Source organism: uncultured Methylobacterium sp. (assembly GCF_964251405.1).
Lineage (GTDB): Bacteria > Pseudomonadota > Alphaproteobacteria > Rhizobiales > Beijerinckiaceae > Methylobacterium.
Map to the genome: position 1 here is coordinate 59,510 of NZ_CAXUJR010000002.1, position 13,218 is coordinate 72,727.

At 68.1% G+C, this 13,218-nt stretch carries 11 protein-coding genes; 6 read left to right on the top strand and 5 right to left on the bottom strand.

Going from position 1 to position 13,218, the window contains the following annotated elements; all coding sequences use genetic code 11:
* The coding region (locus ACFE7U_RS01190; RefSeq protein ID WP_375407890.1) for an ATP-binding protein at positions 1-3,092 on the bottom strand (3,092 nt) is incomplete at its 3' end.
* 421 nt (positions 3,093-3,513) lie between these two features.
* On the opposite strand from ACFE7U_RS01190, the gene trmD reads away from it, so the two are divergent.
* From trmD to ACFE7U_RS01210, 4 genes are all read left to right on the top strand, one after another.
* Complete coding sequence (gene trmD, locus ACFE7U_RS01195; RefSeq protein WP_375407911.1) at positions 3,514-4,212, top strand: tRNA (guanosine(37)-N1)-methyltransferase TrmD; 699 nt, start codon at positions 3,514-3,516, stop codon at positions 4,210-4,212.
* A gap of 141 nt (positions 4,213-4,353) precedes the next feature.
* Entirely contained in the window at positions 4,354-5,523 is a 1,170-nt protein-coding gene (locus tag ACFE7U_RS01200) for a phosphoserine transaminase (RefSeq protein WP_375407891.1), read from the top strand.
* Between the two features lie 189 nt (positions 5,524-5,712).
* Positions 5,713-7,305: a phosphoglycerate dehydrogenase gene (gene serA, locus ACFE7U_RS01205; protein WP_375407892.1), complete on the top strand. Its 1,593-nt coding sequence runs from the start codon at positions 5,713-5,715 to the stop codon at positions 7,303-7,305.
* A gap of 122 nt (positions 7,306-7,427) precedes the next feature.
* Positions 7,428-7,589, top strand: coding sequence for a DUF1902 domain-containing protein (locus ACFE7U_RS01210; protein WP_375407893.1), 162 nt, complete (start codon positions 7,428-7,430; stop codon positions 7,587-7,589).
* Between the two features lie 5 nt (positions 7,590-7,594).
* Here ACFE7U_RS01210 and ACFE7U_RS01215 read toward each other — a convergent pair whose 3' ends face one another.
* The gene (locus ACFE7U_RS01215) at positions 7,595-7,744 is read right to left on the bottom strand and encodes a hypothetical protein (protein ID WP_375407894.1); all 150 of its coding nucleotides are present in this window, start codon (positions 7,742-7,744) and stop codon (positions 7,595-7,597) included.
* Between the two features lie 144 nt (positions 7,745-7,888).
* On the opposite strand from ACFE7U_RS01215, the gene mtnA reads away from it, so the two are divergent.
* Complete coding sequence (gene mtnA / locus ACFE7U_RS01220) at positions 7,889-8,986, top strand: S-methyl-5-thioribose-1-phosphate isomerase (protein ID WP_375407895.1); 1,098 nt, start codon at positions 7,889-7,891, stop codon at positions 8,984-8,986.
* Positions 8,987-8,997: 11 nt separating this feature from the next.
* Here the strand turns inward: mtnA and ACFE7U_RS01225 are convergent, their stop codons facing one another.
* On the bottom strand, positions 8,998-10,047 hold the full coding sequence (locus tag ACFE7U_RS01225; protein ID WP_375407896.1) for an aldo/keto reductase: 1,050 nt from the start codon (positions 10,045-10,047) through the stop codon (positions 8,998-9,000).
* A 115-nt stretch (positions 10,048-10,162) separates the two neighbouring features.
* On the opposite strand from ACFE7U_RS01225, the gene ACFE7U_RS01230 reads away from it, so the two are divergent.
* The gene (locus ACFE7U_RS01230; RefSeq protein ID WP_375407897.1) at positions 10,163-11,056 is read left to right on the top strand and encodes a LysR family transcriptional regulator; all 894 of its coding nucleotides are present in this window, start codon (positions 10,163-10,165) and stop codon (positions 11,054-11,056) included.
* 6 nt (positions 11,057-11,062) lie between these two features.
* Here the strand turns inward: ACFE7U_RS01230 and ACFE7U_RS01235 are convergent, their stop codons facing one another.
* Together ACFE7U_RS01235 and ychF are read right to left on the bottom strand one after the other, a co-directional pair.
* Entirely contained in the window at positions 11,063-12,052 is a 990-nt protein-coding gene (locus ACFE7U_RS01235; protein WP_375407898.1) for a MaoC family dehydratase, read from the bottom strand.
* Positions 12,053-12,060: 8 nt separating this feature from the next.
* On the bottom strand, positions 12,061-13,158 hold the full coding sequence (ychF, locus tag ACFE7U_RS01240; RefSeq protein ID WP_375407899.1) for a redox-regulated ATPase YchF: 1,098 nt from the start codon (positions 13,156-13,158) through the stop codon (positions 12,061-12,063).
* Positions 13,159-13,218: the final 60 nt, after the last annotated feature.

Here is a 13,218-nt window from a genome sequence, read left to right on the forward strand (position 1 = left end):
AGGAGGATCAGGGCTTCGGGACCGCTGCCGACATCCAGCACGCCGTAGCCCAGCTCCTCCAGGAGAGCGACCGTCGAGGCCCGTACCTGAGGGTCGTCGTCCACGACGAGGATGCACGTCCCCGCCGACCCTTCCGTTTGGCGGCCGGCGCGCGATGGATCCAGTGCCGCGACGGGCTGCGCGCGGGGGAGGTAGAGCGTGACTGTCGTGCCGTATCCGACCCGGCTCTCGACCGTCACCTCGCCGCCGAGCTGCTTGGCCGTCCCATAGACCTGGGCCAGGCCGAGGCCCGTTCCCCGCCCCTGCGGTCGCGTGGTGAAGAACGGCTCGAAGACACGCGCCATGACCTCCGGCGTCATTCCTTCCCCGGTATCGCTCACGCTGAGGCGCACGTAGTCCCCTGCCGGAAGATGGGTCGGCCGTGGGTCGTCATCGCCGACATTGGCAGTTTCGAGGGTCAGCTCGCCGCCTTCGGGCATCGCATCGCGGGCGTTGACCGTAAGGTTGAGCACGGCGAGCTCGATCCGGGTCGGGTCGGCCATGGCGGGCCAGAGATCGGCGGCGAGATGGGTCGCGGCACCGATGGTCCCGCCAAGCGTGCGGTGGAGAAGGTCGGCCATGCCCGAGAGCACGCCGTTGAGATCGGTCGGGCGCCCATCCAGCTGTTGCTTGCGCGAGAAGGCGAGGAGTTGGTCGGTGAGCCTGGCCCCGCGTTGCGCGGCCTGCATGGCGTTGTTCAGGAGGCGCAGGACGCGTTGGTCCGTGACCTTGCGCGTCGCGAGCTCGACCGACCCCATCACGGCCGCCAGCAGGTTGTTGAAATCGTGCGCGACGCCGCCGGTGAGCTGGCCGACCGCCTCCATTTTCCGGCCCTGCGCGAGCTGCTCCTCGGCCTCGCGACGCAGCTTCGCCAGTTCGAGATTGGCCTGGACCCGCGCGAGCAGCTCGCGCGCCGCGAACGGCTTGACGAGGTAGTCGTCGGCCCCGGCCTCGAAACCCTCGACGCCCGCCTCCGGCCCTGCCCGGGCCGAGAGCATGATGATCGGAACCGTTTGCAGGGTCGGGTCCCGCCGGACCTGACGCGTGAGCGCGATCCCATCGAGAAACGGCATCATTACGTCGGTGAGCAGAAGGTCCGCGGGACGTTCCTTGAGCGCCTCAAGGGCCGCCACACCGTCGGCCACCGCGACGACATCGTGGGCGTCCCCGAGCAGACGTTCGACATAGGCCCGCATGTCGGCATTGTCGTCGGCGAGGACGATGCGCGCACGACGTGACCTAGGCGGTGTCGTATCGTTGTCCGGATGCAGGACGACGACGTTCGACGGCGGTGGAGTCTCGGGCAGCCAGTGCAGGGCTTCCTCGACATAGGCGGCGACCAAGCTGGCTGACGAGTCGCCGCTCTCCCGCGCAATCCTGTCCTGCGGAAGATGCTCGATCCCGGTCGGCACCGTCACGGTGAACGTGGTTCCCCGGTCGACCACGCTTTCGACGTCGATCGTACCGCCATGCATCGCCACGAGTTCGCGAACCAGGGCGAGGCCGATGCCGGAGCCCTCGTGGGAGCGGCTGCGCGTCCCCTCGATTCGGTGGAAACGTTCGAAGATGCGCGCCAGCGCGTCGGCCGGTATGCCGACGCCCGTGTCGGAGACGGTGAGGCGCACCGCTCCGTCGATCGCCTCGAGCCTCGCCGTGATGGCGCCGGCGAAGGTGTATTTGAAGGCGTTCGAGAGCAGGTTGAGGACCACCTTCTCCCACATGTCGCGGTCGACATGAACCGGTCCGGGCAGGGTCGCCGCTTCGACCGTGAAGGCGAGGCCTCCGCGCTCGACCGCCGAGCGGAAGCTGCTGGCGATATCCTGTGTCAACGCGGCGAGGTCGACGGGCGCGAAGGTCGCCTCGATGCGCCCCGCCTCGACGCGCGAGAAATCGAGCAGCGTGTTGACCAGCCGCAAGAGTCGCAGCGCATTGCGATGGGCGACTTCGAGCTCGCTCCTCGTCGTCCCATCGATGCCGTCCCGCGAGAGCGCATCCTCCAGCGGCCCGAGCATCAGCGTGAGGGGTGTGCGGAACTCGTGGCTGACATTCGAGAAGAAGCGTGTCTTGGCCCGGTCGAGCTCGGCCAGTGCCTCGGCCCGGCGGCGCTCCTCCTCGTAGGCGCGGGCATTCCGGATCGCGGCCGAAACCTGTCCGGCGACGAGGTTCAGGAAGCCCGAATAGCCGTCGTCGAGGGCGCGGCTCGGGGTGATGCCGAGGACCAGCACGCCGAGGGGCGCCGCACCGGCCTCGCCCACGACAGGCATCGCGACGGCGGTCTCAACGGGATCGTTCCAGAATCCGCCGCGGATGCCGAAGCCCGAATGGTCGATCCGGACCGTCTCGCCTTGGAGGACCCGCTCGAACGGCCATTCCACCCCGACATCGGTGCCCGACATCGCCGCAAGGCGCAGCTCGTCGCCGGGGCCGCGCAGGTAGAGGGATGCGAAAGGCAGGTCGAGCGGCGCGTTGGCCAGCGCCTCAGCGATGTCGTTGCAGGTCGCCTCGACACCGCGCGTCTCTCCGGCACGGGCACCGAGATCCCGCAGGAGGCTGAGCCGTCTTTCCCCGACGATCTGGGCAGTGACTTCGCTGCAGACCGCAAGCATGCCCACGGTCCTGCCCTCGTCGTCATCGGCCGGGGCGTGGGAGACGCTGAAATAGGCCTCCTCACGGTAACCCGCCCGCTCCATGAGCAGGGGCAGGGCCGGCGTCCAGTTGGCCTCGCCCGTCTCCATAACACGGGCGATCATTGGCCCGAGCGTATCCCAGCTCGCTGCCAGCGTGACGCGGATATCGGCTCCCAGCGCGTCGGGATGCCCGGCTCCGATCAACTTGGCGTAGGCATCGTTGTAGATCTGTGTGAAGGACGGTCCCCAGGTCAGGATCATCGGATATTGAGACGACAGGAGCGTGCGCACGGTCGAGCGCAGGCTTTGCGACCACGACGGCACGGCCCCGAGCGGCGTCTGCGCCCAGTCGAGCGCTCGAGCGAGGACGCGTATCTCGCCCCGGCCCCGGAACAGGCTCTCAGCCGTCGTCGCCGGTCCGTTCATCCTGTACGTCGCCCTCGGGCGATTGCCTCCGCCCGGGTCATGGCACGCTCAGTCACGTCCTTCGATCTCACGCCTGGCATCGCGTCCCCGGTCTGCTTCGCCCGGCGGTCTACGCGGGTCCCAAGCGAACTTCAAAACGATCGGATGACGCGTCAATCCCCCGATCGATCCCTCACGAGGCACAATTTAACCGGCTGTCCGGATAAAGCCACGCCACGACCGCATCCCGAGTGGTCGCACATGGCGATGGAACACCCGACGTTCGGCCCCCGACAACCTCTTCACGCTGCGTTCGCGGGCCGGATGCATGCTCCTGCCGCGACCAACGAGATCCTCGGTCGCGTGGCGGTCGAGGGATGATACCGTCAGGCCGGCCGTCAGTGCCGTCGATCTCGATCCGGCTTCGCCGATGGACCGTATGATGACCCGCGCTCACCCCTGGCACGCCACCATCCTCACGCTCTACCCGGAGATGTTTCCCGGTCCTCTCGGGGCTTCGCTCTCCGGCGATGCGCTCGCGCGGGGCGCCTGGACCCTGGACGCCCGGCAGATCCGCGAGCACGGGCTCGGCCGCCATCGCGCGGTGGACGACACGCCGGCCGGCGGCGGCGCCGGGATGGTGCTGCGCTGCGACGTGCTGGCCGCGGCCATCGACTCGGTGGCGCCCGACGAGCGCCCCCGCATGCTCATGAGCCCGCGCGGGTGGCCGCTGACGCAGGCGCGGGTGCGGACCTTGAGCGAGGGGCCTGGAATCGTCGTCGTCTGCGGCCGTTTCGAGGGAGTCGATGAGCGGGTGATCGCCGGCCGCAACCTCGAAGAGGTGTCGATCGGCGACTACGTGCTCTCGGGCGGGGAGATCGCGGCCCTGGTGCTGCTCGACGCCTGCGTCCGCCTGCTCCCCGGCGTCATGGGGAAAGTCGCTTCCGGGGTCGAGGAGAGCTTCGAATCGGGACACCTCGAATATCCGCATTATACGAGGCCGCGCGAATGGGAGGGCCGCGCCATTCCCGACGTCCTCACGGGCGGCAACCACGCGGCGATCGCCCGATGGCGCCGGGACGAGGCCCTGCGCCTGACCCGCGAGCGTAGGCCCGATCTCCTGACACGCGAGGAAAGCTGAGACGGCGGACCTGTTGCCGGCGCGAGGCGCAGGCAGGCTTTCCGTTCGAGCATCTTGCTTATTGCCGGGCACGGGTTCATTGCCTGCGGTGGGCCACTCCTCCCCAACGAGGAGCTTTCATCTGTGAGGATGGACCGCATCATGAACCGACCCACCACGCGCCCCCGCGTGCCGAACTTCTCGTCCGGCCCCTGCGCCAAGCGGCCTGGCTGGAGCCTCCAGGCCCTCGAAGGCGCCGCCCTCGGACGCTCACACCGCTCCGCGATCGGCAAGGCCAAGCTCGGGCAGGCGATCGACCTCACCCGCAAGGTTCTGCGCGTCCCGGCCGATTACCGCATCGGCATCGTGCCCGCCTCCGATACCGGCGCCGTCGAGATGGCGATGTGGTCGATGCTGGGATCGCGGACCGTCGAGGTCGCGGCCTGGGAGGCCTTCGGTGCCGAATGGGTCACCGACGCGCTTCAGGAACTCAAGATCTCCCCGATCGTCCGCCAGACGCCCTACGGCGTGCTGCCGGACCTCTCGGCGATCGACACCAAGAACAACGATTGCATCTTCACCTGGAACGGCACTGCCGCCGGCGTGCGCGTGCCGAACGGCGACTGGATCGCCGCCGACCGCGAGGGCATCACCATCTGCGATGCGACCTCGGCCGCCTTCGCGATGCCGCTCGCGTGGGACAAGCTCGATGTCGTGACCTTTTCCTGGCAGAAGGCGATGGGCGGCGAGGCCGCGCACGGCATGCTCATCCTCTCGCCCCGTGCCGTCGCGCGCATCGAGTCGAACAAGCCGGCCTGGCCGATCCCGAAGGTCTTTCGGTTGGCCAAGGACGGCAAGCTGATCGAGGGGATCTTCAAGGGCGACACCATCAACACGCCCTCGATGCTGGCGGTCGAGGACTACCTCGACACTCTGCGCTGGGCCGAGGAGATCGGTGGTCTCGACGCCCTGCACGCGCGGGCCGACGCCAACGCCAAGGTCGTCCACGACTGGGTGGCGCGCACCGCCTGGATCGGCAACCTCGCCGCCGATCCGGCGACCTACAGCAACACCGGCGTGTGCCTCGTCATCACGGATCCCGATGTCCTGGCTCAGGGCAACGGTGCCGTCGCAGCGGTGGCCAAGGGCATCACCGACACCCTCGATGCCGAGGGCATCGCCTTCGACATCGGCGCCTATCGCGACGCGCCGGCCGGCCTGCGGATCTGGTGCGGGGCAACGGTGGAGACCTCCGATCTGGAGGCGCTGACACCCTGGCTCGACTGGGCCTTCTCCGCCGAAAAGGCGAAGCTGCTGGCGAAGGCGGCTTAAGGCGCAACGCGCCCCTTCCCTCCTCACAGATCTCGGGCTTGCCCGAGATCTGCAGTCTGGCCCACATCGAGCAGGCCCGGCTCGGGCACCAAGGTGCAGATCTCGGGTCAACCCGAGAGGTGAGGGGGAGGGTTCGCGCTTGTCAAACCCCTTCCTGAATGTCCTCTCCCTCACGAGCCGGAGGCCCCGATGCCCGCTCCCAAGGTGCTGATTTCCGACGCCCTCTCCGATGCCGCCGTCCAGATCTTTCGCGATCGGGGGATCGACGTCGATTTCCGCCCCGAACTCGGCAAGGACAAGGAGGCCTTCGCCGCGATCATCGGCGAGTATGACGGCCTCGCCATCCGCTCGGCGACCAAGGTCACGCAGAAGGTGCTGGCGCAGACCTCCCGCCTCAAGGTGATCGGCCGCGCCGGGATCGGCGTCGACAACGTCGATGTGCCGGCCGCCACGGCGCGCGGCGTCATCGTCATGAACACGCCGTTCGGCAACTCGATCACCACCGCCGAGCACGCCATCGCGATGATGTTCGCGCTCGCCCGCCAGATCCCGCAGGCCGACGCCTCGACGCAGGCGGGCAAGTGGGAGAAGAACCGGTTCATGGGAGTCGAGCTGACGGCCAAGACGCTCGGCGTCATCGGCTGCGGCAATATCGGCGCCATCGTCGCCGACCGGGCCATCGGCCTCAAGCTCAAGGTCGTCGCCTACGACCCCTACCTGTCGCCGGAGCGCGCCATCGAGATCGGCGTCGAGAAGGTCGAGCTCGACATGCTGCTGGCCAGGGCCGACATCATCACGCTGCATGTGCCGATGACCGACAAGACGCGCAACATCCTCTCGGCGGAGAACCTCGCCAAGACGAAGCCCGGCGTGCGGATCGTCAACTGCGCCCGCGGCGGGCTCGTCGACGAGGTCGCGCTGCGGGTGGCTCTGGACAGCGGCCACGTCGGCGGCGCGGCCTTCGACGTCTTCGTGACGGAACCGGCGACGGACAACCCGCTGTTCGGGCAGCCCAACGTGATTTGCACGCCCCATCTCGGCGCCTCGACCAACGAAGCCCAGGAGAACGTGGCGCTGCAGGTGGCCGAGCAGATGGCCGATTACCTGCTCCACGGCGCCATCACCAACGCCATCAACTTCCCCTCGATCTCGGCCGACGAGGCGCCCCGCCTGAAGCCCTTCGTGGCTCTTGCCGACAAGCTCGGCTCGTTCCTGGGCCAGCTCACCGACGCGCCGATCAAGGGCATCCGCATCACCTACGAGGGCGCGGTCGCCGGCATGAACACGCGCGCGCTCACCTCGGCGGCGGTGACGGGAGTGCTGCGTCCGTTCCTCGCTGACATCAACATGGTCTCGGCACCTGCGGTGGCGCGCGAGCGCGGCATCGTCGTCGAGGAGGTGAAGCGCGAGGGCGCGGTCAGCGACTTCGAATCACTCGTGCACATCACGGTCGATGCCGAGGACATGCCGCGGGACGCCGCCGGCACCGTCTTCCACGACGGCAAGCCGCGCATGATCGAGATCCGCTCGATCGCCATCGACGCCGCCTTCTCGGAACACATGCTCTACGTGCGCAACCTCGACAGGCCAGGTTTCATCGGCCGCCTCGGCACGATCCTGGGCAATGCCGGCGTCAACGTCGCCACGTTCAACCTCGGGCGCGAGACCGAGGGCGGCAATGCGATCTGCTTCTGCGCCATCGACGCTCCGATCTCCGAGGCCGTCCAGCGCGAGATCGAGGCGATCCCGCAGGTGAAGCGAGTGCGGGCGGTGAGCTTTTAGGGGACTTGCTTCGGACACGCGGCTCGGGGAACGTGAGGATCATCAAGAGGGCCCGCAGATGATCCGACACGCCGTCATCCGTTGCGCCTGGGACGACGGGGGGCGTTTGGTTCGTCCAGGATTTGGAAATCCCCGGCCTCGTCACGGACGCTCCGACCCTGGACGCACTGCGACGGAAGCTTCCGATCATGAAGCAAGGTCTGCTTGACGCGACGGTCGCGACGGAGATCGAGCAAGACCTGATTGCCTACGCGCATGATCGGGTTCGTGTCGAAGCCGCTTGAAGGTTTCAAGTTGGACCGACCGTGTGGGAGCAAACGACGAACCCGGTGTCAGGCTTGGAGAGGACCGGACGGTAGGTCTTGGCCATCTTCTCCAGCGCCACCTCGTCGACGGGTTTCTTGGCGTCTGTCTTCACGTCGGCGAGATGGTCGCCCATGATCCGGCGCTCCCCTAACGTTCCCAGTGCGACGGGATGGCGGCCCAAGCGACAATGCATCAAGCATAATTGGATTCATCTGCCCGCAAGTCGCGCAGAGCCCCGGCTGGCCCTCGTCCCCGGATTATGCGAGAGGGCGCCCCCATGAACATCGACGGTCGCCCCTACCGCACCATCTTCCCCGATGCCGACGGCATCTCGGTCCAGGTCATCGACCAGACCCGCCTGCCCTTCGCCTTCGAGCTGACGCGCCTCGCGAGCCTCGACGACGCTGCGGTGGCGATCCGCACCATGGTGGTGCGCGGCGCGCCACTCATCGGCGTCACGGCGGCCTACGGCATGGCTCTGGCGATGCGGGCCGACGCATCCGATGGGGGAATCGACCACGCCGCCGCGACGCTTGCGGCGACGCGGCCCACCGCGATCAATCTGCGCTGGGCGCTCGACCACGTCGCCGCTCTCCTGCGGGCCGCGCCCGAGCGGGACCGCGCATCCATCGCCTTCGCGGAGGCCGGCCGCATCGCCGACGAGGACGTCGCGAGCTGCCGCGCTATCGGCCAGCATGGCGGGCGGCTTCTGGCCGACATCCATCGGAAGAAGGGCCGCCCGATCAACGTACTTACCCATTGCAACGCGGGCTGGCTCGCCACCGTCGACTGGGGCACCGCCATCGCGCCGATCTACGCGGCGCACGAGGCCGGCGTCCCGGTCCACGTCTTCGTGGACGAGACCCGCCCGCGCAACCAGGGCGCGGCGCTCACCGCGTTCGAGCTCAACGGCCACGGCGTGCCCCACACCGTCATCGCCGACAACGCCGGCGGACACCTGATGCAGCATGGCGGCATCGACCTCTGCATCGTCGGCTCCGATCGGACCACGGCATCGGGCGACGTCTGCAACAAGATCGGCACCTATCTCAAGGCGCTGGCCGCCCACGACAACGGCGTCCCCTTCTATGCGGCGCTGCCGTTCTCCACCATCGACTGGACGCTTGACGACGGCGTGCGCGACATCCCGATCGAGGAGCGTGACGGCCGCGAGGTCACGCACCTGACCGGGCGCCTGGCCGATGGCGGCTTCGCGACGATCGAAGTGGTCTCCCCCGGCAGTCCGGTGGCGAACCCCGCCTTCGACGTCACCCCGGCCCGGCTGGTGACGGGGATCATCACCGAGCGCGGAGTCGCGCGGGCCGATGCTGAGGGGTTGCTGGGACTGTATCCGGAGCGGCGTCGGGCGGCCTGACGGGCTGCTCCCTACCGCGCCGTCCCCCGCCCGACCTCCGCCAACTGCCTCGCCCGCGCACCTTGGGTCTCGAACATCCAGCCGGGATATTCCGGCGGCAGCGTGCTGACCGCGTCGAGGATGTCGAGTTCCCCGGCCGTCAGGTCCAACTGCGTCGCGGCGATGTTGTCGTCGAGCTGCGCCAGCGTCTTGGCGCCGATGATGACGCTGCTGACGACCTTGCGGTGGAGCAGCCAGGCCAGTGCGATCTGCGCCATCGAGACGCCGCGGCGTTCGGCGATCGGCGCCATCGCGTCGAGGCAGGCATGGGCGCGCTCGCGGGCGACCGGCGGGAATTCGAAGGCGGCGCGTCGCCCTTCCGTCGGCGCTTCATCGCGAGCGTACTTGCCGCTGAGCAGGCCTCCGGCGAGCGGGCTCCACACGAGCAGGCCGACGCCTTCGCTTCGGATCATCGGCACGATCTCGCGCTCCACGTCGCGTCCGGCCAGCGTGTAATAGGCCTGCAGGCTCGCGAGCGGCGCAAGGCCCTCGCGCTCGGCGATGCCCAACGCCTTCACGATCTGCCAGGCGGCCCAGTTCGAGACGCCGACGTAGCGGACATGGCCATGCTGAACGAGGGTGTCGAGGGCCCGCATCGTCTCGGCGATGGGTGTCGCCGGGTCGAAGCCGTGGATCTGGTAGAGGTCGATATGGTCGAGCTGGAGCCGCTTGAGGCTCGCCTTGACCGCCTCCAAGAGATGGACGCGCGAGGCCCCGCCGGAATTCTGGCCGGTGCCCATGGTGCCATAGGCCTTGGTGGCGACGACGACGCTGTCGCGGCGAATCTTCAGGTTGCGCAGGGACTGGCCGGTGATCTCCTCCGAGCGGCCCTCGCCATAGACGTCCGCGGTGTCGATGAGGTTGATCCCGGCATCCAGGGCGCGGCCGACGAGGCGGTCGGCTTGCCCCTGGTCGAGGCCGCCCATCTGCTTCCAGACGCCGTCCTGGCCACCAAAGGTCATGGTTCCGAGACAGAGCTCGGAGACGAAGAGGCCGGTCTGGCCGAGTGTGGCGTAGCGCATGGTTGGTTGTCCTGATGTGCCGGGCACGGGCGGCCCCGAGCCAAAGGGGATAGGTTATCCGCCTGTCTTCGATTAGCTGCTATGATCGGCATGGGCTTATGAACGACATGCAGCAATGAAGCGCGACGACCTCGCCGATCTCGCCGCCTTCGTGGCGATTGCCGACGCGATGAGCTTCACCCGCGCCGCTGCCGCGTTGGGAATGTCGCCGTCCGCGCTGAGCCACGCCATGAAGGGGCTCGAGAACCGCCTCGGCGTGCGGCTGCTGGCCCGCACCACCCGGAGCGTCGCACCGACGGAGTCCGGCGAACGCCTCCTCGAAACGCTGCGGCCGGCCTTGAGGGAGATCGGGGCTGGTCTGACGGCGCTCGCAGGGCAGCGCGACAGGATCGCCGGGACAGTCCGGCTGACGGTTCCGAAACACGCCGCCACGACCGTGCTTCAACCGATGCTGCCGCGATTCCTCGCCACATATCCGGACATTCGCGTGGAGGTCACCGTCGACGACGGTCTCACCGATATCGTCGCCAGCCGCTACGACGCCGGAATCCGCTTCGGCGAGAAGGTTGCCGGCGACATGATCGCGGTCCGGATCGGGCCCGAGATCCGCTCGGCGGTGGTCGCTGCGCCAGCCTATCTCACCGGCAAGCCCATTCCCGTCTCGCCGCAGGACCTGCTCGGCCACCGCTGCATCAACTACCGTTTGGCGAAAACGGGCGGGCTTTACCCTTGGGAGTTCGAGCGGGACGGACGATCGATGCAGATCAGGGTCGACGGACCCCTCGTCCTCAATGACGTCGACATGATCCTGTCCTCGGCGCTCGCCGGAAGCGGCATCGCTTATCTGTTCGAGGATCAGGTCGAGGCGTCGGTCGCGCAGGGCCGCCTCGTCCGCCTCCTCGACGACTGGTGCTGGGCCGCCCCCGGCTACCATCTCTATTATCCGAGCCGACGCACTCCGCCGGCCCTGGCGGCCCTCATCGATGCCTTCCGAAGCCGCGAGCCGTGAGCGGCGTCAGGGCTCCCACTGCCAGAAGACCGATCCGGTGAACTCGAAGACCTTCTCACCGCGCTGGTTGTGCCCCGTGTTGTGGTGGGTGGCGAGACCCCAGCCGGGCCGCGAGGCCGTGGCACGAGCTTCCTTCAGGGTACAGGCGTACCGGATCGTATCGCCCACATAGACGGGCGCGAACCAGCGCAGGTCGCGAAACCCGGGTGACGGACCGAGTTGCGGCACCGGCCCCGAGCCGGCCGTCAAGGCGATGTCGCGCGACCGCGTGATGTGCAGGCGCTTCATCCACGCCGCGGTGGTGTGCCAGCCCGAGGCGCACAGGCCTCCGAAATGGCTCCGGCGAGCCGCCTCGGCGTCGAGGTGGAAGATCTGCGGGTCGTAGGCCTTCGCGAATGCGACGATGTCTTGCGCGGTGAAAACGTGGCGTCCGAGGTCGCGCGGCAGGTCGATCACCGCATCCTTGAGGAAGAGCAGGGTCTCGGCATCGTCGCCCTCCGGCACCAGCGTGGGCTCGTCGAGGACGACGGTGCGAGGCGGCAGCGGGGCCGCATCCCGGCGCGGAAACATCACCGTGAAGGCCTGGGTCATCACGGTCTCGTCACGACCGTTGAGGATCGTCATGGCGATGCGGACGAACCCGCGGTCGTGTTTCGACGTCGAGACCCGGCAATCCTCGATCTTGGCGACGAGCCGCAACGAATCTCCCGGCATCACCGGCCGCAACCAGCGCAATTGCGCGACGCCCGGCGATCCCATCGAAGAGGCACCGCGGAAGACGTGGCGCTGCAGGAGGAGCATGCCGAAGGCGGCGGTCTGCCCGCCCGAGCCGATCAGCGTGCCGACGAAGGTCGCCTTGGCCGCCTCCTCGTCGAGGTGGAAGGGTTGCGGATCGAACTCGGCCGCGAAGGCGACGATCTCGTCGCGGGTCACGATGACCGGGCCGCCCTCGATCACCTCGCCGGGGGAAAAATCCTCGAAGGCGATGCCGGCCATCGACGACCTCAGTTCGCGAAGCGGAAGTGCAGCACGTCGCCGTCCTGCACGACGTAGTCCTTGCCCTCCAGCCGCAGCTTGCCGGCATCCCGGGCACCGCCCTCCCCCTTCAGGGTGGTGTAGTCGGTGAACGCGATGGTCTCGGCGCGGATGAACCCCTTCTCGAAATCCGAGTGGATCACCCCGGCCGCCGCGGGGGCGCGCGTACCCTTCTCGATGGTCCAGGCGCGGGCCTCCTTGGGTCCGACGGTGAAGTAGGTGATGAGGCCGAGCAGCTCGTAGCCTGCGCGGATGACGCGGTTGAGACCGGGCTCGGCGAGACCCACCGCCTCCAGGAAGTCGGCCTGGTCGCCCTGGGGCATCACGGCGATCTCGCTTTCGATCTTGGCCGAGACGACCACCGCCTTGGCGCCCTCCAGCTTGGCCTGCGCCATCACCGCGTCGGAATAGGCGTTGCCCTTGTCGGCATCGGCCTCGTCGACGTTGCAGACGTAGAGGACAGGCTTGGCCGTCATCAGGCCGAGGCTCTGGAACAGACGCTCCTCGTCGGCTTTGCGCTCGACGAGGCGCGCCGGCCTGCCCTCGCGCAGGAGCGGCAGGGCGCGGGTCACGAGATCGAGCATCTCCTTCGCCTCCTTGTCCGCGCCCTTGGCCTTCTTCTCCAGGGCGACGACGCGCTTCTCGAGGCTGTCGAGGTCGGCCAGCATCAGCTCGGTCTCGATGGTCTCGATGTCGGCGGCGGGATCGACCTTGCCCTCGACATGAGTGACGTCGCCGTCGGTGAAGCAGCGCACCACGTGGGCGATGGCGTCGACCTCGCGGATGTTGGCGAGGAACTGGTTGCCCAGGCCCTCGCCCTTCGAGGCGCCGCGCACGAGGCCGGCGATGTCGACGAAGGTCAGCCGCGTCGGGATGATCTCCTTCGATGCCGCGATCGTCGCGAGATCGTTGAGGCGCGGGTCCGGCACGCCGACCTCGCCTACATTCGGCTCGATGGTGCAGAACGGGTAGTTCGCGGCCTGCGCGGCCGCCGTCTGCGTCAGCGCGTTGAAGAGGGTCGACTTGCCGACATTAGGCAGGCCGACGATGCCGCATTTGAAGCCCATGGGATCAGTTCCGTCGCAGCACGTCGTCAGGCGACGCGCGAAAGGGGTTGATGAGGATGA